This window comes from Halomonas flagellata (genome assembly GCF_022487945.1).
Lineage (GTDB): Bacteria > Pseudomonadota > Gammaproteobacteria > Pseudomonadales > Halomonadaceae > Halomonas > Halomonas flagellata.
The window spans coordinates 61,291-80,906 of record NZ_JAKVPY010000018.1 but is presented as its reverse complement, the minus strand read 5'-3'; the positions used below and the strand labels follow the sequence as shown (position 1 = coordinate 80,906).

General features: G+C 68.5%; 20 protein-coding genes. 9 read left to right on the top strand and 11 right to left on the bottom strand.

The window, feature by feature from the left end; all coding sequences use genetic code 11:
* Positions 1-49 precede the first annotated feature (49 nt).
* Positions 50-1,240 carry a maltose/maltodextrin ABC transporter substrate-binding protein MalE gene (gene malE / locus MKP05_RS14940; RefSeq protein ID WP_240569075.1) on the bottom strand — a complete coding sequence of 397 codons (1,191 nt, stop codon included), beginning with the start codon at positions 1,238-1,240 and terminating at the stop codon, positions 50-52.
* Positions 1,241-1,770: 530 nt separating this feature from the next.
* Between malE and MKP05_RS14935 the strand changes: the two genes are divergently transcribed.
* From MKP05_RS14935 to MKP05_RS14900, 8 genes are all read left to right on the top strand, one after another.
* Positions 1,771-3,027: a quaternary amine ABC transporter ATP-binding protein gene (locus tag MKP05_RS14935; RefSeq protein WP_240569073.1), complete on the top strand. Its 1,257-nt coding sequence runs from the start codon at positions 1,771-1,773 to the stop codon at positions 3,025-3,027.
* Positions 3,024-3,929 (top strand): ABC transporter permease, encoded by a 906-nt coding sequence (locus MKP05_RS14930; RefSeq protein WP_240569071.1) that lies wholly within the window; start codon positions 3,024-3,026, stop codon positions 3,927-3,929. Before MKP05_RS14935 ends, MKP05_RS14930 begins: the two co-directional genes overlap by 4 nt.
* Positions 3,930-4,104: 175 nt before the next feature.
* Positions 4,105-5,136, top strand: coding sequence for a glycine betaine/L-proline ABC transporter substrate-binding protein ProX (gene proX, locus MKP05_RS14925; protein ID WP_240569070.1), 1,032 nt, complete (start codon positions 4,105-4,107; stop codon positions 5,134-5,136).
* Positions 5,137-5,294: 158 nt separating this feature from the next.
* Positions 5,295-5,789 carry a nodulation efficiency, NfeD-like protein gene (locus MKP05_RS14920; RefSeq protein ID WP_240569069.1) on the top strand — a complete coding sequence of 165 codons (495 nt, stop codon included), beginning with the start codon at positions 5,295-5,297 and terminating at the stop codon, positions 5,787-5,789.
* A 2-nt stretch (positions 5,790-5,791) separates the two neighbouring features.
* Positions 5,792-6,841 (top strand): SPFH domain-containing protein, encoded by a 1,050-nt coding sequence (locus tag MKP05_RS14915; RefSeq protein WP_240569068.1) that lies wholly within the window; start codon positions 5,792-5,794, stop codon positions 6,839-6,841.
* 147 nt (positions 6,842-6,988) lie between these two features.
* Complete coding sequence (locus tag MKP05_RS14910) at positions 6,989-7,315, top strand: ArsR/SmtB family transcription factor (protein ID WP_240569067.1); 327 nt, start codon at positions 6,989-6,991, stop codon at positions 7,313-7,315.
* 40 nt (positions 7,316-7,355) lie between these two features.
* Positions 7,356-7,811 carry a hypothetical protein gene (locus MKP05_RS14905; RefSeq protein ID WP_240569065.1) on the top strand — a complete coding sequence of 152 codons (456 nt, stop codon included), beginning with the start codon at positions 7,356-7,358 and terminating at the stop codon, positions 7,809-7,811.
* Between the two features lie 3 nt (positions 7,812-7,814).
* On the top strand, positions 7,815-8,165 hold the full coding sequence (locus tag MKP05_RS14900) for a rhodanese-like domain-containing protein (RefSeq protein ID WP_240569064.1): 351 nt from the start codon (positions 7,815-7,817) through the stop codon (positions 8,163-8,165).
* Positions 8,166-8,192: 27 nt separating this feature from the next.
* Here the strand turns inward: MKP05_RS14900 and MKP05_RS14895 are convergent, their stop codons facing one another.
* The 10 genes from MKP05_RS14895 to fabV form a co-directional block, all read right to left on the bottom strand.
* A complete protein-coding gene (locus MKP05_RS14895; protein WP_240569063.1) occupies positions 8,193-8,678 on the bottom strand; it encodes a GNAT family N-acetyltransferase in 486 nt (161 codons plus the stop codon).
* Positions 8,675-9,847: a cell division protein ZapE gene (zapE, locus tag MKP05_RS14890; protein ID WP_240569062.1), complete on the bottom strand. Its 1,173-nt coding sequence runs from the start codon at positions 9,845-9,847 to the stop codon at positions 8,675-8,677. Before zapE ends, MKP05_RS14895 begins: the two co-directional genes overlap by 4 nt.
* 92 nt (positions 9,848-9,939) lie before the next feature.
* A complete protein-coding gene (gene astB, locus MKP05_RS14885; RefSeq protein ID WP_240569061.1) occupies positions 9,940-11,289 on the bottom strand; it encodes an N-succinylarginine dihydrolase in 1,350 nt (449 codons plus the stop codon).
* Positions 11,286-12,755: a succinylglutamate-semialdehyde dehydrogenase gene (gene astD, locus MKP05_RS14880; protein WP_240569060.1), complete on the bottom strand. Its 1,470-nt coding sequence runs from the start codon at positions 12,753-12,755 to the stop codon at positions 11,286-11,288. Before astD ends, astB begins: the two co-directional genes overlap by 4 nt.
* Entirely contained in the window at positions 12,755-13,801 is a 1,047-nt protein-coding gene (gene astA, locus MKP05_RS14875) for an arginine N-succinyltransferase (protein WP_110282581.1), read from the bottom strand. The genes astD and astA overlap by 1 nt, the downstream gene beginning before the upstream one ends.
* Positions 13,801-14,874, bottom strand: coding sequence for an arginine N-succinyltransferase (locus tag MKP05_RS14870; protein ID WP_110282582.1), 1,074 nt, complete (start codon positions 14,872-14,874; stop codon positions 13,801-13,803). The genes astA and MKP05_RS14870 overlap by 1 nt, the downstream gene beginning before the upstream one ends.
* A gap of 50 nt (positions 14,875-14,924) precedes the next feature.
* Entirely contained in the window at positions 14,925-16,139 is a 1,215-nt protein-coding gene (locus MKP05_RS14865; RefSeq protein WP_240569059.1) for an aspartate aminotransferase family protein, read from the bottom strand.
* A 349-nt stretch (positions 16,140-16,488) separates the two neighbouring features.
* Positions 16,489-17,466: a GlxA family transcriptional regulator gene (locus MKP05_RS14860; protein WP_240569058.1), complete on the bottom strand. Its 978-nt coding sequence runs from the start codon at positions 17,464-17,466 to the stop codon at positions 16,489-16,491.
* Positions 17,467-17,588: 122 nt separating this feature from the next.
* A complete protein-coding gene (locus tag MKP05_RS14855) occupies positions 17,589-17,804 on the bottom strand; it encodes a hypothetical protein (RefSeq protein ID WP_240569056.1) in 216 nt (71 codons plus the stop codon).
* 77 nt (positions 17,805-17,881) lie between these two features.
* Positions 17,882-19,093 (bottom strand): enoyl-ACP reductase FabV, encoded by a 1,212-nt coding sequence (gene fabV, locus MKP05_RS14850; protein WP_240569055.1) that lies wholly within the window; start codon positions 19,091-19,093, stop codon positions 17,882-17,884.
* Between the two features lie 169 nt (positions 19,094-19,262).
* On the opposite strand from fabV, the gene MKP05_RS14845 reads away from it, so the two are divergent.
* On the top strand, positions 19,263-19,616 hold a 354-nt coding region (locus tag MKP05_RS14845; protein WP_240569054.1), incomplete at its 3' end, for a DUF7079 family protein.

Sequence of the window (19,616 nt, the reverse complement as noted above, 5' to 3'; positions counted from 1 at the left end):
ACGACGGTCCTGCGAAGGGGCCGGCGGCGTGGGCCGCCGGCGAGTGGGCTTACTGGCGCATGCGACGGGCGGCGGCGTCCAGCGCCTCCTGCGGGGTCTGGCGGCCGCTGCCGATGTTCTGCAGCGCCGGCTCCATGGCGGCCCAGAAGGCACCCATCTCGGGGATGTTGGGCATCGGCACGCCGAGCTCGGCGTTGGCCAGGGTGGCGGCGATCTTGGGGTCGCTCTCGAGGTCGGCCTGATAGGCGCGGTGAGCCACGGCGCCCAGCGAGCCGTCGCTATTGAAGGTGCGCAGCCCCTCCTCGTCGAGCAGGTAGTTCTCGAGGAACTCGATGGCCAGGAAGTCGTTGGGGGTGGCCGAGTTGAGCATGGCGGTCATCACCCCGAACATCGGCCTGCCCCGCTCGTCGTCCACCTTCGGCAGCAGCGCCACGCCGAAGTCGATGCCGCTCTTCTCCAGGTTGCTCCAGGCCCAGGGGCCGCTGATCATGGTGGCCACCTCGCCGCGGTTGAAACGGGTATCCGTCACGCTGTAGTCGGTGCCCTCGGGCAGCGCCCCCGACTCGATCAGCTCGAGGAGCAGTTCGGCGCCCTGGATCGCCCCGGCGTTGTTGACGCCGATGTCGGCGACATCGAAGCCCGCCTCGGTCTGCTTGAAGGGGTAACCGCCATTGGCGGCCAGCAGGGGCCAGCTGAAGTAGGGCTCGGCGTAGTCGAAGAGGATCGCCTTCTTGTCCTGCTCGGCGAGCTCGGCGTCCAGCGCCATCAGCTCGTCGAAGCTCTCCGGTGCCTCGTCGACCAGCGCCTTGTTGTAGATCAGCCCCAGCGACTCCACCGAGACCGGGTAGCCGTAGGTCTCGCCGTTCCAGACCACGGCGTCCCAGGTGAAATCGAAGTAGCGTTCGCGGTAGGCGTCGGAGGGCGCGACGGCCTTGAGCAGCCCGCTCTGGGCCCACTCCCCCAGGCGGTCGTGGGCGAAAATGACGATGTCCGGTCCCTGGCCGCTGCCGGCGGCCTGCTGGAAGCGGTTGGTCATGTCGTCGGGGTGGATGATGTCGATGGCGATGCCGGTGTCGGCGGTGAAGCGTTCGGCTACCTCGCGGATGCCCTGGGGCCCCTTGTTGTCGCCGATCCAGATGGTCAGGCGGTCGTCGTCGAAGGCCAGGGCGGGCGTGGCCAGGCCGACGACCAGGGTGGCGGCGACCAGGGGGAGCAGCAGATGGCGGCGTGATGGGGTCATGGTGACTACCTCCGGTTGTTGTTATCCGATCGATGGGCCGGCGCACGGCCGGCGTGGACTGGCGGACCAGGCTAGCCTCGCCAATCGTCGCGGCGAGGGCCTCCTCCCCGGGGGCGTAGGAGGTGGCGTATGGGTGGGGCGTAGTCATGGCGGTCAGGACGAGGGGCAGGAGGAGGTCGACGCGGTGATCAACCATATGGCCGGGATCGGCAAGGGTGTCGGTATCGCCGGCACCATGAAGTTCAGGCTAGGCCGGGCCCGCCTGGACCATGCGGGAGGGGGCTGCCCAGGGGCGGCCCCCCGCGCGCCCGTCTACTGGGCCAGAAGACTCTTGCACCAATCTAATCTCACGGCGGCCCCCCGCGCGCCCGTCTACTGCCTGACGGCCGGGGGTCACCTGCCGGATCATCCCATGAATAGAATTGTCTACCCTGTTAATAGCTTGCTCGACACGAGGAAAGACCCGCTGCCTGACAGCGGCGGTGCAGGCAAGTCGCCTGACGCAAGCCGACAAGAGGGGAGATCGTGGTTTGATTCGTGCAGAGGATGTCACCAAGATATTCGGTCCCGCCCCGGCATCGGTGCTTCCGCTGCTGGAGTCGGGCAAGGGCAAGAGCGAGATCCAGGCCGAGACCGGCCATGTGCTGGGGGTGCACAAGGTCAGCTTCGCCCTGGAGCCCGGCGAGGTGTTCGTCATCATGGGGCTCTCGGGCAGCGGCAAGTCGACCCTGATCCGCTGCGTCAACCGGCTGTTCGAGCCCACCGCCGGGCGCATCTTCTTCCAGCACCCCGACGAAGGGGAAGTGGACATCACCGCGCTGTCCCCGGAACGCCTGCGCCAGCTGCGCAAGTACCACATGAGCATGGTCTTCCAGCACTTCGCCCTCTTCCCCCACCGCACGGTGCTCGCCAATGTCGCCTATGGCCTGGAAGTCCAGGGCCGCCCGCCGGCCGAACGCCAGCGCCACGCCGGGGAGATGCTGGACATGGTGGGGCTCGGCGACTGGGGCCGCGCCTACCCGGCCGAGCTCTCGGGCGGCATGCAGCAGCGGGTCGGGCTGGCCCGGGCGCTGGCCACCGATGCCCGGGTCCTGCTGATGGACGAGCCCTTCTCGGCCCTGGACCCGCTGATCAAGGTCAACATGCAGCAGGAGCTGAAGAAGATCCAGGCGCAGTTGGGCCGCACCATCCTGTTCATCACCCACGACCTGGACGAGGCCATGCATATCGGCGACCACATCGCCATCATGGAGGAGGGCGAAGTGGTCCAGCTCGGCACGCCCGAGGAGATCCTGGTCAACCCGCGCACCGAGTACGTCGCCCGTTTCGTGGAGCATGCCGACCCCACCGGGGTGATCACTGCCGGCACCATCGCCCTGCCCTTCGATCCCCAGGCCTTCCCCCGGCAGGCAGACGCCGAGGGGGTGCACTTCGTCGCCAACCGCGACCTGCCTGAACTGCAGTACGGCCTGGATGATCACGGCCGCCTGCGCCGGGCCCGGCGGGGCGATCGTGAGCTGGAGATTCAGCCGCTGGAGACCGTGCTGGCCTCCGAGGCCCCGCAGACCCGCCGCGAGGACCTGCTGATGCAGTGCCCGCGGGAAACGGTGTTGCGCCGGGTGCTGCGGGGACGCACCCGCTCCGCCCTACCGATGCTGGTGACCGAGGAGGACGGCCGGGTCGTGGGCCTGATCGACGAACCGCAGCTGATCAGGGGTATCCTGGAGAAGCGCGGGCCGGCAGCCGGCAGCGAACCGCACCCGGCCCGGGAGGAGGTGTCATCATGAGCGAGATCCTCGAACTCCTGCGCCAGCTGATCACCGACCCCTTCGGGCTGCTCGAGGCCCTGCCGGTGCGGCAGTGGATCACCGACGCGGTCAACTGGATCGTCGGCAACTTCCGCGACTTCTTCCGCACCTATGTGAGTCCGCCGGTGCGGGGCGTCATGGGCTTCACCCAGACGACCCTGGCGGGTATCCCCCCCGGGCTGTTCCTGATCGGCATCTTCCTGATCGGCTGGCGGGCCGCCTCCTGGCGGGTGGGGCTGTTCAGCCTGATCGCCTTCGCCCTGGTGGGCTTCATAGGTGTCTGGGATGCCCTGGTGGTCACCCTGTCGCTGGTCGCCACCGCGGTGCTGTTCTGCATCATCATCGGCCTGCCGCTGGGCATCCTCTGTTCGCGCAGCGACCGCTTCGCCAACGCCATGCGCCCGATTCTCGACATCATGCAGACCACCCCGCCCTTCGTCTATCTGGTGCCGGCGGTGATGCTGTTCAGCATCGGCAACGTGCCGGGGCTGATCGCCACCATCATCTTCGCCATGCCGCCGATGATCCGCCTCACCAACCTGGGCATCCGCCAGGTGCGCCAGGAGTACATCGAAGCGGCGGTGGCCTTCGGCTCCACGCCACGCCAGATCCTGTGGAAGGTGCAGTTTCCCCTGGCCATGCCGACCATCATGGCCGGGCTCAACCAGACCATCATGCTCGCCCTGTCCATGGTGGTGATCGCCGCCATCATCGGGGCCGGCGGCCTCGGCCTCGAGGTCTACGCCGGGCTCGAGCGGCTCAATATCGGCCAGGCCTTCGTCGGCGGCATCGGTATCGTACTGCTGGCCATGGTCCTCGACCGCATCACCCAGGGGCTGGGTGAAAAGGGCCCCGGCAGGAACAGGAACAACGCCCCCTGAGCGGGAAGGAGGTGACACGATATTTCCAGACGTTCGATGGCACCGGGACAGGGCAGCGATTTCCCTGTCGTTCTCAACATGCTAGCAGCCTGTCGGATTTGACCGATCGTCGCGAGAGACACGGATTTCGCGGTAGCGGCGTCAAGTCCGACAGGCTGCCAGGGAGGCTGAAGCGATGAAATACCATGCCCGCACTGCGCGTCCGCTGAAGTGGGCCGTACTGGCCGCCGCCGCGGCCTGGGCCCTCACCGCCACCGAGAACACGGCAGCCGACCAGCCCGGCGAGGGCGTGTCGGTGCAGCCGGCCATGGCGACCTGGACCTCGGCGGTGCCCGTGAGCTGGGTATTCGTCGAGCTGCTCACCGAACTCGGCTACGACGTCCAGGCCCCCATTTCGCTCTCGAACCCGGTCGCCTACCTGGCGATCACCGAAGGCGACGCCGACTACTGGCCCAACGGCTGGTTTCCGCTGCACGACCCGCAGCTGCCGGATGGCTTCCACGACGTCGCCACCCTCTTCGATCCCCACTGCCCGGCCTGCGGCATCCAGGGCTACCTGGTGGATACCCCCTCGATCGAGGAGTACGACATCACCGGGATCGATGACTTCACCCGCGACGAGGTGAAGGCCGCCTTCGACGCCACCGGTGACGGCAAGGCCGACCTGTTCGGCTGCCCCCCCGGCTGGGGCTGCCACGAGGGCATCAACGCCATGCTCGACCAGTTCGAGCTGCGCGACCATATCAACCACGTGGATGCCGGCTACGCCGCCAACTTCGCCGAGGCCCTGTCGCGCATCCGGAACGGCGAACCGGCGCTCTACTACACCTGGGGCCCCAGCGCCTGGCTGCTGTCGCTGGTGCCCGGTGAAGACGTGATGTGGATCAACGCCCCGGGCATCGTCGAGGACGAGGCCGAGCGGACCGAGGGTGTCGAGGGCGCGGTCAGCGATCCCGTCAACATGGGCTTCGTGGCCGCCGATATCCAGGTCGCCGCCAACAACGACTTCCTCGAGGCCAACCCGGCCGCCGCCGAGCTGTTCCGTCAGGTGCGGTTGCCGCTGGAGTGGATCAGCGAGGTGGACGGCGCCATGGACGAACAGGATCTCACCGACGACCAGATCCGTCCGCTGGTGGCCGAGTGGATCGACGCCAACCGCGAGATGGTCGACGAGTGGCTCGCCGCGGCCCGTGCCGCCGCCGAGTAAGACCGACCCGCCACGGCCACGCCCCGGGGCGACCGCCTCGGGGCGTGGCCGTGTCGAACCGGGCAAGGCATCACAATTCTACTGACAGGAGCACTACCGACGATTGACAATCTGTTACTCTCGGAGCAGCCTGCCTCAACCCCCGGACCGGAGCCACCATGGACTGGAACCTCGCCTATCTCTGGCTGGCCATCGCCCTGCTGCTGGGACTGGCGGAACTGATGTCCGGCGGCCTGGTGCTGCTGGCGCTGGGCGTGGCCGCCGCCCTGACCGCCGGCCTGGCCGCCCTGGGGCTGTCGCTGCCCTGGCAGCTGCTGGGCATGGGCGTGTTCTCGGGGCTGCTGGTGCCGCTAGCGGTGATGGTGATCCGGCCCCGCTTCTCGCCCCGTGGCGTGGCCTACGGCACCACCGGTACCGGGGTGGAGAAGCATCGCACCTACACCACCCTCAAGCGCGACTTCGACGGGGCCACCGGCATCAAGATCAATGGCGACTTCTACCGCCTGCGGGTGGTGGAAACCGGCGCTACCGAGCTGCCGGCGGGTACCTTGGTGACCTTCGAGAGGTTCGACGGCACCACCGCCCTCGTCTCGTCCGCCCCCCACGCGTCATCCACAACGAGCAACGCCTCCACACCACACAGGGAGCAGTGAACATGGACCTACCACTCAGCCCGGGCCTGATCCTCAGCCTGATCGTCGTCGTCATCGGCATCCTGATCATCGTCAAGGGGCTGGTGATCGTACGCCAGTCCGAGGTCATGGTCATCGAGCGCCTGGGGTCGTTCCACCGGCTGCTCGAGAGCGGGATCAACATCATCATCCCCTTCATCGAGCAGCCCCGCGCCATCACCATGATCCGCTACAAGAGGCTCGGCGAGGAATATCACCCGATCACCAGCAGCGAGATGCGCATCGATCGCCGCGAAACGGTGATGGACTTCCCCGGCCAACCGGTGGTCACCACCGACAACGTGACCGTCACGATCAACGGCGCGTTGTATTTCCAGGTAATCGATCCCAAGCGCGCCGTCTACGAGGTGGAGAACATGAGCCAGGCCGTCGAGATCCTGGCCAAGACCACCCTGCGTTCGGTGGTCGGCAAGATGGAGCTCGACAAGCTGTTCGAGTCCCGTGCCGAGGTCAACAACGAGATCCAGGCCGCCATGGAGGAACCCGCCTCCAAGTGGGGGGTGAAGATCTCGCGGGTCGAGGTGCAGGACATCGCCATGCCCGAGGAGGTGGAGACCGCCATGCGCCTGCAGATGGCCGCCGAGCGCAAGCGTCGCGCCACGGTGACCGAGGCCGAGGGCGAGAAGGCCGCGGCCATCGCCAAAGCCCAGGGGCAGCGCGAATCGGCGATCCTCAATGCCGAGGGTGACAAGCAGTCCGCCATCCTGCGCGCCCAGGGCGAGCAGGAGTCGATCAAGCTGGTCCTCAATGCCATCGGCGACAGCGAGGAGAACAAGCGCACCGTGGTCGGCTACCTGCTGGGCCAGAGTTACATCAAGGTCCTGCCCAACATGGCCGGGGAAGGGGAGCGCGTGTTCGTGCCCTACGAGTCCAGTGCCCTGCTCGGCTCGATGGGCATGTTCCGCGAGATGGCCGGCTCCCCGGAAGACGCCGTGGCCAGCCACCTGAGGACCAGCGACAACCAGAGCGGCCTGCGCGGCGGCGTGGTCGGGGGTGCCGCCACGGGCGGCTGAGCGAATGCCGCACGCCGCGCTCGCCCAGGCATGCCCTGGCCGAGCGCGGCGTGCCGGCGGAGGGCATCGCGGCATCATCGATACCCGTCATGACCCTAGTCATAATCGATATTTCAATAATTCATGAATTCATGCAACGATGAAAAAATGAACGATGAGCTGATGGTCAAGCGACTCGGCGCCCTGGCGCATCCCGTGCGCCTGGCGATCGTGCGGGCACTGGTACGGGCCGGTCCCGCCGGCCTGCCGGCCGGAAAACTGGGGGAATCCCTGGGCATCGCGCCCAGCGCCCTGACGTTCCACCTGCAGAAGCTGGCCCATGTCGGCCTGGTCAGCTCACGCCGGGAAGGGCAGTTCATGATCTATACCGCGGCTTTCAGCGACCTGCTCGACCTGGCGGATGGCCTGGTGGGCGCCTGTTGTGCCGACACGCCCGAGGCGTGTGGCCCGCGCTGCCCCTCCGCAAGACGGTGACGTCGGCTCGCTCACGCCCATTCGGATCAAGGAGTTCAGCATGAGTGATGTCCAACCATCCGGCCGTTCCTGGCCACGCGCCATTGGAATCGGGCTGATCGTTTCCCTGCTGACGGCGCTGGTGATGGGTGCCCTGATGGGGCTGGGGGTCTCCCCCTTCCCCCAACCGCCCTCGCTGGCCTTCGCCGAAACGATCCTGGCACGCAGCCTGCCGCTACCCGTCGGCTTGCTGTTCCACACCGTCTACGTGACCTTCTGGTGCGTGGTGTTCGTGCGATTTTTCCCGCAACGCAACATCAAGACGGCCCTGGGGCTTGCCGCGGCGCTGTGGCTGGTGATCCTGGTGATCTTCTTTCCGGTGGTGGGCTGGGGGATCGCCGGGCTGGGTATCGGTCCCCGGCTGATTCCGGCCTCCCTGCTGCCGCACCTGCTGTTCGGGATCCTGCTGTGGGGCCTGGACGCCTACCTGCCGCGCAAGCCCACCGACACGACATAGGCCATGGCACCGATGACTCCGATAGCGACAGAGACGCTGCGCGCCTGGCAAGTACAGGGCCATGAGTTCGTGCTGATCGATACCCTGCCGGCGAAGAGTTTCGCCAAGGGCCACCTCCCGGGGGCCATCAATATCGTCTCCGATGACATCCTGGCGCGGGCCCCGGCGCTACTGCCCGACAAGCACATCCCGATCGTAGTCTACTGTGCCAGCACGACCTGCAAGCGCGCCGGCCGATCGGCCGAGCGCCTCGAACGCCTGGGTTACACGCGGGTATACCACTATGCCGGCGGCAAGCGAGACTGGGAAGCCGCGGGCTACCCCTTGACGCCGATATCCGACGAGACCGCCTGACGGCAGGCCGGGCTCGTGGAACGGCCGTCAGACCGGCGCATCGACCAGACGAGTCATGATGGTCACGGCCTCGCCACGATAGTCGAGCACTTCATGGTCCTCCCAGCCCAGCCGGCGATACAGCGCCTGCTGGTCAGGAGTGAACAGATAGAAGCGGGTGATGCCACTCGCTGCCACCTCGGCCTCGACCCGCCGGACGAGACGCGAGGCGATGCCCCGGCCACGCCACTCGGGCAGCACGAACACCGACGCCAGCCAGGGCGAGAGTGCGGGTCGTGCGTCCATGTCCTGCGCCACCAGGCTCGCCGTGCCCACGGGCTGCCCCCCGCTCATGGCCACGAAGGCCGAGGGCACGCCGGCGGCCTCCCCGCACTCCTCGCGAAGGGCCGACAGCCGCGACGCCGACGTCTCACCAAAGGTCAGGTGCCCCCACTCGGCATGCTGCCAGGCCGCAATCCAGGCGAGATGGGGGGACTCGGCGGTCAATCGAACGATCTCCAGGCGATCGATCATTCGGGATCTCCTTGCGCAGTGGTCCATTGATCAGCCGACGGGCCGATACCGAAGCGTTCCAGCTGCATCTCCTGCAGACGGCTCAGGGCACGCCGGAACGGGAAGGCGAGGTAGCCGTGGGGATAGAGTTCGCTCAGCCCCACCTCGGCCTCGAGGTAGAGCGGGATGCACCGGTCGTAGCACTCATCGACCAGGGCAATGAAGCGACGCACGCCGTCGTCCTGCCGCGACAGCTTGGGGAGCGACCGCTCGCCGGCCTCGATACGCGCTACCCCGTCCTCGGTGCCCCGAGCGATCTCGGTGCCCCGTCCCCGTTGGCTCAAGCAGGGGACCTCACCGAGCAGGATATGGGTGAAGCGATCGGCGAGGACGATGAAATCCAGCGCCGATAGCGGCTGCTCGCACAGGTCGTCGTAGCGAGACCAGAGGACCCGTTCGCTGCGTCGCACCACCGGGATCGACCGATGGCCGAGCTCGATGGGCGCGTGACTCTCCCGCTGGTCTCCGCGCAAGCTTTCGAACACTGCCGCGAGGGCACTGGGCCGATCGGGCTGCTTCACCCAGTAGCGCGGGTGCGCCTTGCCGGGGTGTAGCCGGTGATCCTGGCCGCCGTCCAGCTCGATCACCTGCGTATGCCGCTCGATGGCGGCAATGGCCGGGATGAAGCGGTCCCGGTTGAAGCCATCGGCATAGAGCTGGTCGGGTGCCTGATTGGACGTGCAGACCATTGTCACCCCGTGGTCGAACATCGCGCTCAGCAGCCGGCCGAGCAGCATCGCATCGGCGATATCGCTGACGAACAGCTCGTCGAGGCACAGCACCCGAATCTCATCGCCCAGCTCCCGGGCCAGCGCCATCAAGGGGTCGGCGGTGCCGCGCAACTGGAACTGGCGCCGGTGAACCCAGCGCATGAAATGGTGGAAGTGCAGGCGACGAGCAGGAACGTCGAGGCGCCGATGGAAGGCATCCATCAGCCAGGTCTTGCCGCGTCCCACCGGCCCCCACAGGTAGACGCCGGGCACCTGGCCCGTCACGCCGTCCTGTTGCCGGTGAAGGGCATGAAAGCAGTGGTCGAGATGATCGGCCGCCCGCCACTGCGCCGCATCGGACGCGAAGCCGCCCTGCTCGACCGCCTGCCGGTAGGCGGCCAGGGGGGAAGACGCCGACATCATCCTCCCCGGCCCCCCGTTGCGAGTGTCGCCATCATGGCCTCCCGAATCGATCACGACACCCATCGTAGCGGAGGCGTCGAGGTGACGCCTCACCCCTGTTGGAAGGGATATACCGAACCGATCGCGAGGATCCGCGTCAGCTCATCCAGGGCGGTGAGGGTCTCGACGGCCAGGTGTGGGTCGGCCAGGTCCTCCGGTGCCAGGCGGTCGCGGTAGTGGCGCTCGACCCAGGCGGTGAGTTCGCCGAAGAGGGCCTCGTCGAGCAGCACCCGCCCGGAGAGCGCGGCGCGCTCGGCCTCGCTGAGCACCACCCGCAGCCGCAGGCAGGCGGGGCCGCCGCCGTTGCGCATGCTCTGCTTGACGTCCTTGACCACCACCTCGGCGATCGGGTTGTGGCCCGCCAGCAGGTGATCCTGGAGGGTGCGCCAGACGCTCTCGCGCTCCTGGCACTCGCCGGGTACCACCAGGGTCATGGAGCCGTCCGGGTTGGAGAGCAGTTGCGAATTGAACAGGTAGGAGGCCACGGCGTCCTCGAGGCTGACCGCCTCGGCCGGCACCCGCACCGGAATCAGCGGCGTGGCGAGCTTGGCGCGCAGCTCGTCCAGGGTGGCCCGCTCGTCGAGGAAGGCCATCTCGTGGTAGAGCAGCACCGGGCCGTTGCCCACGGCGATGACGTCGTTGTGGAAGACCCCGGCGTCGATGGCGTCGGGATGCTGCTGGGCGAACACCGTCTGCGACTCGCCGAGGCCGTGCTGGCGCGCCACCGCCTGGCTCGCCTCCAGGGTCTGGCGGGCCGGGAAGCGCCTGGGGGCCACGCCCTTGTCGAGCCCCCAGCCGAAGGCCTCGCGGCCATAGACATACAGGTGCACGCCGGGCTCGCCGTGACCGCCGCAGAGCCGGGTGTGGTTGGCCGCCCCCTCGTCGGAAAAGGCCGGGCTCGCCGGCAACACCGGATGATGGGCGAAACGCGCCTCGTCGCGGAAGATCGCCGCCAGTACCCGCGCCGTGGTCGCCGGCTCCAGGAAGCGATGGAAGCTCGACTGCAGGTTGGCCGGGGTGAAGTGCACCCGGCCATCCGGGGCGTCGACGCTCGGCGTCACGGTGGCGGCATTGGCCGTCCACATGCTCGAGGCCGAACAGACCGCGCGCAGGATCTGCGGCGCCTCGCCCGCCGCCCGGGCCAGCACCTCGGCATCGCTGCCGGTGAAGCCGAGCGAGCGCAGCGCCCCCAGGTCCGGGCGCTGCTGGGGCGGCAGCACCCCCTGGGCGTAGCCGGCCTCCATCAGCGCCTTCATCTTGGCCAGGCCCTGCAGGGCGGCCTCCCTGGGGTTGGCCACCAGCCCCTCGTGGGTCATGGAGGCCACGTTGCCCAGCGCCAGGCCCGAGTAGTTGTGGGTCGGCCCCACCAGGCCATCGAAGTTGACCTCGCGGACGCTCATAACACCACCCCCGGCGGCAGTTGGTCCGGCAGGTGCAGGCCCTCGCTCTCCATGGAGGCAACCGGATAGGCGCAGTAGTCGGCGGCATAGAAGGCACTGGGACGGTGGTTGCCGCTCTCGCCGACGCCACCGAAGGGAGCGTCGCCGGAGGCGCCGGTGGTCTGGCGGTTCCAGTTATTGATCCCGGCGCGGATGCGCAGCAGGAAGTCGTCCCAGTCGGCGCGCTCTCCGCCGATCAGGCCGGCGGAGAGGCCGTAGCGGGTGTCGTTGGCCAGGGCGATGGCCTCATCCCAGCTCTGGTAACGGCTTACCTTGAGCAGCGGGCCGAAGTGCTCCTCGTCCGGCACCGGCAGGCCGGTGACGTCGATCAGCGCCGGCCTGAGCAGGCTGGTGCCCGCCTCCAGGCGCTCCATGCGCGACAGCACCACGCCACCCAACGCCTCCAGGTCGTCCTGGGCCTTGAGCAGGCCGTCCGCCGCCCGGGCACTCACCAGGCCGCCATAGAAGGGGGCCGGCTCCGCGAACTGGCCGGCGACCCGCAGCCGCAAGATGGCGTCACTGAGCGCGTCGAGCAGATGGTCACCGACCTGCCCCTCGGGCACGATCAGCCGCCGCGCACAGGTGCAGCGCTGGCCACCGGAGAGGAAGGCCGACTGCAGGATGGTCAGCACCGCGGCGTCCTGGTCGGGCACGTCCTTCACCACCAGCGGATTGTTGCCACCCATCTCCAGCGCCAGGATCTTGTCGAACTGGCCGGCCAGCTGGCGATGCAGGATCCCGCCGACCCGGGCGCTGCCGGTGAACAGCAGGCCATCGATGCCGGGGTGGGCGGAGAGCGCCTGGCCCGTCGTGGCCGCCCCCTGCACCAGGTTGATCACGCCGTCGGGGAGCCCGGCCTCCTGCCAGCACTGCAGGGTGAGGTCGGCGGTCAGCGGGGTCTGCTCGCTGGGCTTGAACACCACGCTGTTGCCGGCCAGCAGCGCCGGCACGATATGGCCGTTGGGCAGGTGGCCGGGGAAGTTGTAGGGGCCGAACACCGCCATCACGCCGTGGGGGCGATGGCGCAGTACCGCCGTCGCGTCGCCCAGGTCGCGGCGGCGCTCGCCGGTACGCTTCTGGTAGGCGCGGATCGAGATCGCCACCTTGCCGATCATCGCCCCCACCTCGGTGCGCGCCTCCCACAGCGGCTTGCCGGTCTCGTGGGCGATGGCCGTGGCCAGGTCCTCGCGATGGGACTCCAGCACCTCGCGAAAGCGCTCCACCAGCGCCTGGCGCTCGGCGAACGGCGTCCGGGCCCAGGCCGGGAAGGCGCGGCGCGCCGCGGCCACCGCCGCCTCGACCTGCCCCTCGCTGGCGGCCCCTCCCTGCCAGAGGCGTTCGTCGGACACCGGGTCGTGCTTGGCGAAGTGCTCGCCGCTTCCCTCCTGCCAGTGGCCGTCGATCAGCAGTTGCCGTCTCGCCTTCATCACGCCTCCTCCTCGGTATCCAGTATGCGCAGGGTATCGCCCGCGGCGACCTCGAGCCGCCGCGCTTCCTCCTCGCTCAGTGTCAATACGTCATGTGCGTCGGGCCCGCGCCCCACCCAGGCGGCCCGGAAACCGGCCATGCCGGTGGTGGCCGCCAGCCAGCGGGGACGCGCCTCGGTAGGCGTGGCGCCGGCCTTGACCTCCACCCGGCAGTGGCGCGACAGGCGCACGCCGCGCACGTCGTCGATGTAGGCTTCCACCGTGGGGCCACCGTCGAAGATGTCGATGTAGCCCTCCCAGCGCAGGCCCTCCTTCTTCAGCATCGCCAGCGCCGGCCGGGTCTGGGCGTGGACCTGGCCGATGCAGGCCCGCGCCTCTTCCGAGAGGAAGGGCGTGTAGATCGGGAACTTGGGCATCAGCTCGCCGATGAAGCTCTTCTGTCCCAGCCCCGTGAGCTTGTCCGCCTCATCGAAGTCCAGCGGGAAGAAGTGGCTGCCCAGGCAGTGCCAGAAGGGGCTCCTGCCGTGCTCGTCGAAGACGCCGCGCATCTCCGCCAGCACCTTGTCCGGGAAGCGGTCGCGGAACTCGGCCATGAACAGCCAGCGCATCATCGACAGCAGGGCGCCGTTGCGCTGGTGACGGTGGTCGGTGCCGCGGTACTCCGGGCGCAGGAACAGCGAGGCCACCTCGGCATCGCCGGTATGGTCGGAACTCAGGAACAGCGTATCGATGGTGCGATGCATGTCGAGCTGCACCGAGGAGTGGGCCAGGGTGCCCAGCCGGTAGTGATAGAAGGGCACCTCGCGCCCCACCTGTCCCTCGATGGCGCAGCAGCCGGCCAGCTTGCCCTGGACCTCGTCCTCGAGCACGAAGAAGTAGAGCCGCCGGTCCACCGGGATGCGTTCCTCGAAGGCGCTCACCGCGGAGGCGATCTTGGCGGCCAGGAAGTCGCGGTTGTCGGGCAGCGAGGTGAAGCCCACGCCGGTTTCCCGGGCCAGGGCCTGCAGGTCGTCCAGGTCGCCTTCGGCAATGGGTCGAATGCGCATCACAGCTCCCCCTCGTCATAGCCCGGGTCGTGCTCGCCCGCCCCCGGCAGCGCCAACGGCGCCGCGAGCACCGCGCGGCCCTCCTCCACCCCCAGCAGGTCGGCGTGCTCGGGCGAGAGCATCAGCTGGCCGGTGGGCGACAGCGCATAGCGCGCCACCATGCAGCGGAAGTCCGCCAGCTGCTGGTTGGCGATCATGGCCGGCTCGGCATCGGGCAGGGCGTGGTCCGGGCGGATGCGTACCGGATGCCAGGCGGCCCGCCGGAAGCTGGCGAACCGCTCGCGCTCGCCCTTGATCACCGGGCCGGCATCGAAGATGTCCACGTGGCGCGAGCGCAGGAAACCCTCGGCCAGCATCTCGGCCAAGGCCTCCTCGTGGTCGGGGTGCTCGCGACCGATGGCGGCCCGGGCCTGGGGGGTGAGCAGCGCCAGGTAGAGCGGGAACTGCGGCATCACCTCGGCGATGAAGCTCTTCGAGCGCACCCCGGCCAGGTAGTTGATCTCCTGGTAGTCGCGGACGAAGAAGTGGCGACCCACGCTGTTCCAGAACGGCGACTCGCCGCTGTCGTCCAGGTAGCCGGGGAAGGCCATCGCCAGGATGTCGGCGAAGCGCTCCGGGTACTGGGCGATGAACATCAGCCGCGCCCGGCGCAGCAGGCTCTCGGCGCTGGTCCCCTTGTAGCGCGGGTCCAGCGACAGGGCGCACAGCAGGCTCGCCTCGGAGACCTCGTGGGAGAGCGCCAGGGTCTGCACCTCGCGACGCACGTCGAGCTGCTGCGAGGCGTGGATCAGCGTCTCCTGGCGATAGGTGTAGTAGGCCTCGCGGGCGCCGGCCTGGGCGCGCACGGTGGCGGTCCCCACCACCTCGCCGCGCTCCAGGTCCTCGAGCACGAAGGTGTAGTGCTCGTCGCCGGGAAACTCCACCTCGTGGCCGAAGGCCTGGCGGGAGCGGGTGATCCGCTCCTCGAGGCGGTCGCGATGGGCCGGCAGGTTGGTCAACCGCGGGGTGGCGGTCCCGGCCAGCCGTTCCAGGGCCGGCAGGTCCGCCGGGCGGACGGGGCGTACGACCAGCATGGCGGTACCTCCGGATCGGGATACGTCGTCATCCATGGCGGGGCCGCGACTCACTGCGCCGCCACCAGCCGCGCCACGGCCCGCTCGAGGCGTGCCATGCCTTCGGCGATGTCGGCCTCGGGAATCACCAGCGACGGCGCCAGGCGCAGCACGTTGGGCCCGGCGATCAGCGCCATCAGCCCCTCCTCGAGGGCCAGCGGCAGGATGTCCTTGGCCCGGCCCGCGTAGTCGGGGGCCATCTCGGCGCCGATCAGCAGCCCCATGCCGCGGATCTCGCGGAACACGTCGTGCTTGCGGTTGATCGTCTCCAGGTGCTCGCGGATGAGGTCGTGACGCTGCTGCACGCCCGCGAGCACCTCGGGCGTGTCGATGAACTCGACGGCGGCGAGCGCCACCGCCGAGGCGAGCGGGTTGCCGCCGTAGGTGGAGCCGTGGGTCCCCGGGGTGAAGACCCCGGCGACGGCATCGGTGGTCAGCATGGCGCCCACCGGGAAGCCGCCCCCCAGCGACTTGGCGCTGGTCAGGATGTCCGGCGTCACGCCGTACTGCTGGTAGGCGTAGAGCGAGCCGGTACGGCCGGCACCGGTCTGCACCTCGTCGAAGATCAGCAGGGCGTCGTGGGCATCGCACAGGTCGCGCAGTCCCTGGAGGAACTCCGGCGTGGCGGGCACGATGCCGCCCTCGCCCTGCATCGGCTCGACCATCACCGCACAGGTGTCGTCGTCGATCAGGTCGCGCACGCTGTCGAGATCGTTGTACTCGCCGTGCACGATGCCACCGGGCACCGGGCCGAAGCCAGCGGAGTACTTGGGCTGGCCGCCGACGCTGACGGTGAAGAAGGTGCGGCCGTGGAAGGACTGTGCGAAGGAGACGATGCGGTGCTTGTGCTCGCCATGGTGGTCATGAGCCCAGCGCCGGGCCAGCTTGAGGGCCGCCTCGTTGGCCTCGCCGCCGGAGGAGCAGAGGTAGACCTTGTCGGCGAAGGTGCGCTCGACCAGGCTGCGGGCCAGGGCCAGCGCCGGCTCGTTGGTGTAGACGTTGGAGAGGTGCCAGAGCCGGTTCGCCTGCGCGGTGAGGGCCTCGACCAGCACCGGATGGCAATGGCCGAGCGAGTTGACGGCGATGCCGCCGGCGAAGTCGATGTATTCGCGCCCCTCCTGGTCCCACAGGCGGCTCCCCTCGCCGCGCACCGGTATCGCCTTCTGGGGGGCGTAGTTGGGCACCATGTAACGGTCGAAGTCGACGCGGGTCGGGGTCTGGCTCATGTCGGTCTCCACTCCATCGGTCAGGAATCACTGGATGAGACTCGAGTATAGGGAGCGGCGTCGAGGGAAGCTTTCAGCAATGGGACCCCAATTTGTGTAAACGCCGCGGCGAGGCAGGCGGTGGCCCTTCTCGCCGACGCCCGCTCAGCTCGCGCGACGCCTCTCGTTCAGGTCGCCCGATGCCGCACCTCCCATGGTGCACCAGACCCCGACGACGACCACCTGGCCGCCGACGACCTGGGCCGGCAGGAGGCAATCCCCCAGCAGGCGCCAGGCATGGTGAACGCCGGCAGCAGGAACAGATGGGGCCTCAGGGCGCTCAAGCGTGCCTCCCGCGTCGAATGGACGTTCAGGACAGACGCTCTTCCCGCGGCGTCATGCCGAAATGATTGCGGTAGGCGGTGGAGAAGTGCGCCGCCGAGGAGAAGCCGGTCTGCAGGGCGATCTCGCCGGCGGGGCGGTCGCTCTCGCGCAGCAGCTTGCGCGCCTGCTGCAGCCGCAGGCCCAGGTAGTAACGGCTGGGGACCGCCTGCAGGTACTTCTTGAACAGCCGCTCGAGCTGGCGCCGCGAGATGCCCAGGTGCTCGGCGAGCTCATGGGTGCTGAGCGGCTCCTCGATGTTGGCCTCCATCAGGGACACCGCCTCGATCAGGCTCTGGGGGGCATGCCCCAGCCGCGAGCGCAGCGAGACCTGCTGGGGTTCGTCGCCCATGCGCACCCGCTCGAGCACGAAGTGCTCCGAGACCCGTTCGGCCAGTTGGCTGCCCTGCTGGCTGCCGATCAGGGTCATCATCATGTCCATGGCCGCGGTGCCGCCACCGCAGGTCAGGCGGTCGCGGTCGATCTCGAACAGCTGCTGGGAGAGCCGCACCCGGGGGTAGGCGCGGGCGAAGGCGTCGAAGCGCTGCCAGGGCAGCGTGGCCCGGTAACCGTCCAGCACCCCGGCCCGGGCCAGCACCTCGGTCCCGCCGCCGATGCCCCCCAGTACCACCCCCCTGGCCGCCAGCCGCTTCAGCCACGCGAAGAGGGACTCGGGCACCCCCGACGCCAGCGGCCCGGAAGCGCAGACCAGCAGCAGGTCGAGCCCGGCGAAGGCCTCGCCGGCCCGCTCGTGGGGCAGCAGTACCTGCTGGGAGCCGCTGGTCACCGGGCGGGCATCGAGGCTAAAGGTGGTGAGCCGATAGAGGGTCCGGCCGGCGAGCTGGTTGGCCACCGCGAGCGGCTCGGTGGCGCAGGCCTGGGCCAGCAGCGAGAAGCCGGGCAGCACCACGACACCGACATGCCGCGTCAGGGTCGACGTGCGGGAAGGAGATACGGAGTCGGACATGCGAAGCGGAGCCTTGGCCGGGCAAAGGCTTATCTTACCCAAGGCCGGGGCGAACCACAGCCCCGCCTCACAACGGGTCAGGGATCAGGCGCCACCGGACCGCTCGGCCCGGTGGCGGGAGGTCAGTCGATGACACCACCGCTGAAGATCAGCATCGCCGCCACCACCAGGCCGAGGACGACGATGACGATGGGCAACACGCGATGGAGCCCGTGCGAGGGGGCCTTCGCCTCGGGTTGCTCTTCGTCCGGCTCGGGGTTGTCGTAGTCCTCCGGAGTACGCTGTCCCATCACGTGGTTCCTTTCTTCCTCCGGGGTCTTGCTTTCCCTGGTATCCATACGGACCTCCTGCTCATCCCGTCGTCGATGAGTGGCAGGCGCGTGGCCCGGGAAGACGCCGGGTCGGGAATGCCCGCCTACAGGTTTACGACATCGAATTCCGCCACGGGATCCACGTCGGCGTCATAGTCCACGTCGTCGCGCTCGAACCCGAACAGCTTGAGGAACTCGTGCTTGTAACCAGCATAGTCGGTTATCTCGAACAGATTCTCGGTGGTCACCTTCGGCCACAGCGCCTTGCACGCCTGCTGGACATCGTCGCGCAGCTCCCAGTCGTCGAGGCGCAGGCGGCCGGCCTCGTCGGTATCCAAGCTGCCACCCCGTCCTTGAGATGAATAGAGGTGCTCGCCGAACAGGCGGTTGAGCTGGTCGATGGTGCCCTCGTGCAGGCCCTGCTCCTTCATCACCTTGTAGACCATGGCGATGTAGAGCGGCATGACCGGGATGGCGGCGCTGGCCTGGGTCACCACCGACTTGAGCACCGCCACGTTGGCGCCACCGCCGCTGGCCTTGAGCCTGGCGTCGATCTCACCGGCGGCCCGGTCCAGGTCCTCCTTGGCCTTGCCCAGGGCCCCGTGCCAGTAGATCGGCCAGGTGATCTCGGTGCCGATGTAGCTGAAGGCCACGCTGCGGGCCCCGGGCGCGAGCACGCCGGCCCTGTCCAGGGCATCGATCCACAGCTCCCAGTCCTCGCCGCCCATCACCGCCTTGGTGTCCTCGATCTCCTGCTCGGTGGCGGGTTCGACCTCGGCCTCGATGATGGTGTCCTTGTTGGTGTCGATGGCGGTGGCGCGGTAGGGCTCGCCGATCGGCTTGAGGCTCGAGCGCTTGAGCTCGCCGCTGTCGGGCAGCTTGCGTACCGGCGAGGCCAGCGAGTAGACCACCAGGTCGACCTGGCCCAGGTCCTGCTGGATCAGCTCGATGGCCTTCTCGCGGGCCTCGTGGGAGAAGGCGTCGCCGTTGATCGACTTGCTGTAGAGGCCCTCGGCCTTGGCGAAGCGGTCGAAGGCGGCGCTGTTGTACCAGCCGGCGGTGCCCGGTTTCTTCTCGCTGCCCGGCTTCTCGAAGAACACCCCCAGGGTGTCGGCGCCGTAGCCGAAGGCCGCGGTGATGCGGGCCGCCAGGCCGTAGCCGCTGGAGGCGCCGATCACCAGCACCTTCTTCGGCCCGGCACTCTTGTTCAGGCCGCGGGCCCGGGTGGCCTCGATCTGCTCGAGCACGTTCTTCTCGCAGCCGACGGGGTGGGTGGTGGTGCAGATGAAACCGCGAACCTTGGGTTTGATGATCACGACAGACCTCGCTGATGGGTGTCGGGCGGGGAACCTGGCCTCGCCCGTTGATTCGGAGTAACAGTGGCCACATTCTAGCGACCACGTCGCATCCTGTCCGCCCTTGAGCCGCGTCGGCGGCTGGGGCAGGATGCTCTTCCCGGGCAAGCCCTCATGCTGGAGGCACGATATGGATGCACAGACCCTGGTCGACGAGCGCGGCGAGCTGTGGCTGACGCTGGCGCCGCTGTGGCTCGAACGCGAACCCGGCGAACGCGACTATGCCCGCATGATAGAGGAGATCGAACGTCACGGGCTGACGCTGCGCGAACTGGAGTGGATCTTCCGCCTGGAGCTCGCGCCGGTGCTGGCACGCCACCAGATGTCGGTGGTCGGCGAATGGCGCGGCTTCGACGACCACAAGCTGATGAAACAGCTGGTGGCGCACAACCTGCGCCTCAAGGGGTGGCGCCGCAAGAGCTGGGCCCTGTTCTCCGGGCTCACTACCATGATGACCCGTCACCGCTGGAACGAGCTGATGGTG

Bases quoted from the DNA above. Each gene is read 5' to 3' on its own strand.
- malE (WP_240569075.1), bottom strand. From the start codon at position 1,240: ATGACCCCATCACGCCGCCATCTGCTGCTCCCCCTGGTCGCCGCCACC.
- MKP05_RS14930 (WP_240569071.1), top strand. From the start codon at position 3,024: ATGAGCGAGATCCTCGAACTCCTGCGCCAGCTGATCACCGACCCCTTC.
- proX (WP_240569070.1), top strand. From the start codon at position 4,105: ATGAAATACCATGCCCGCACTGCGCGTCCGCTGAAGTGGGCCGTACTG.
- MKP05_RS14920 (WP_240569069.1), top strand. From the start codon at position 5,295: ATGGACTGGAACCTCGCCTATCTCTGGCTGGCCATCGCCCTGCTGCTG.
- MKP05_RS14915 (WP_240569068.1), top strand. From the start codon at position 5,792: ATGGACCTACCACTCAGCCCGGGCCTGATCCTCAGCCTGATCGTCGTC.
- MKP05_RS14910 (WP_240569067.1), top strand. From the start codon at position 6,989: ATGAACGATGAGCTGATGGTCAAGCGACTCGGCGCCCTGGCGCATCCC.
- MKP05_RS14905 (WP_240569065.1), top strand. From the start codon at position 7,356: ATGAGTGATGTCCAACCATCCGGCCGTTCCTGGCCACGCGCCATTGGA.
- MKP05_RS14900 (WP_240569064.1), top strand. From the start codon at position 7,815: ATGGCACCGATGACTCCGATAGCGACAGAGACGCTGCGCGCCTGGCAA.
- MKP05_RS14895 (WP_240569063.1), bottom strand. From the start codon at position 8,678: ATGATCGATCGCCTGGAGATCGTTCGATTGACCGCCGAGTCCCCCCAT.
- zapE (WP_240569062.1), bottom strand. From the start codon at position 9,847: ATGTCGGCGTCTTCCCCCCTGGCCGCCTACCGGCAGGCGGTCGAGCAG.
- astB (WP_240569061.1), bottom strand. From the start codon at position 11,289: ATGAGCGTCCGCGAGGTCAACTTCGATGGCCTGGTGGGGCCGACCCAC.
- astD (WP_240569060.1), bottom strand. From the start codon at position 12,755: ATGAAGGCGAGACGGCAACTGCTGATCGACGGCCACTGGCAGGAGGGA.
- astA (WP_110282581.1), bottom strand. From the start codon at position 13,801: ATGCGCATTCGACCCATTGCCGAAGGCGACCTGGACGACCTGCAGGCC.
- MKP05_RS14870 (WP_110282582.1), bottom strand. From the start codon at position 14,874: ATGCTGGTCGTACGCCCCGTCCGCCCGGCGGACCTGCCGGCCCTGGAA.
- MKP05_RS14865 (WP_240569059.1), bottom strand. From the start codon at position 16,139: ATGAGCCAGACCCCGACCCGCGTCGACTTCGACCGTTACATGGTGCCC.
- MKP05_RS14860 (WP_240569058.1), bottom strand. From the start codon at position 17,466: ATGTCCGACTCCGTATCTCCTTCCCGCACGTCGACCCTGACGCGGCAT.
- MKP05_RS14855 (WP_240569056.1), bottom strand. From the start codon at position 17,804: ATGGATACCAGGGAAAGCAAGACCCCGGAGGAAGAAAGGAACCACGTG.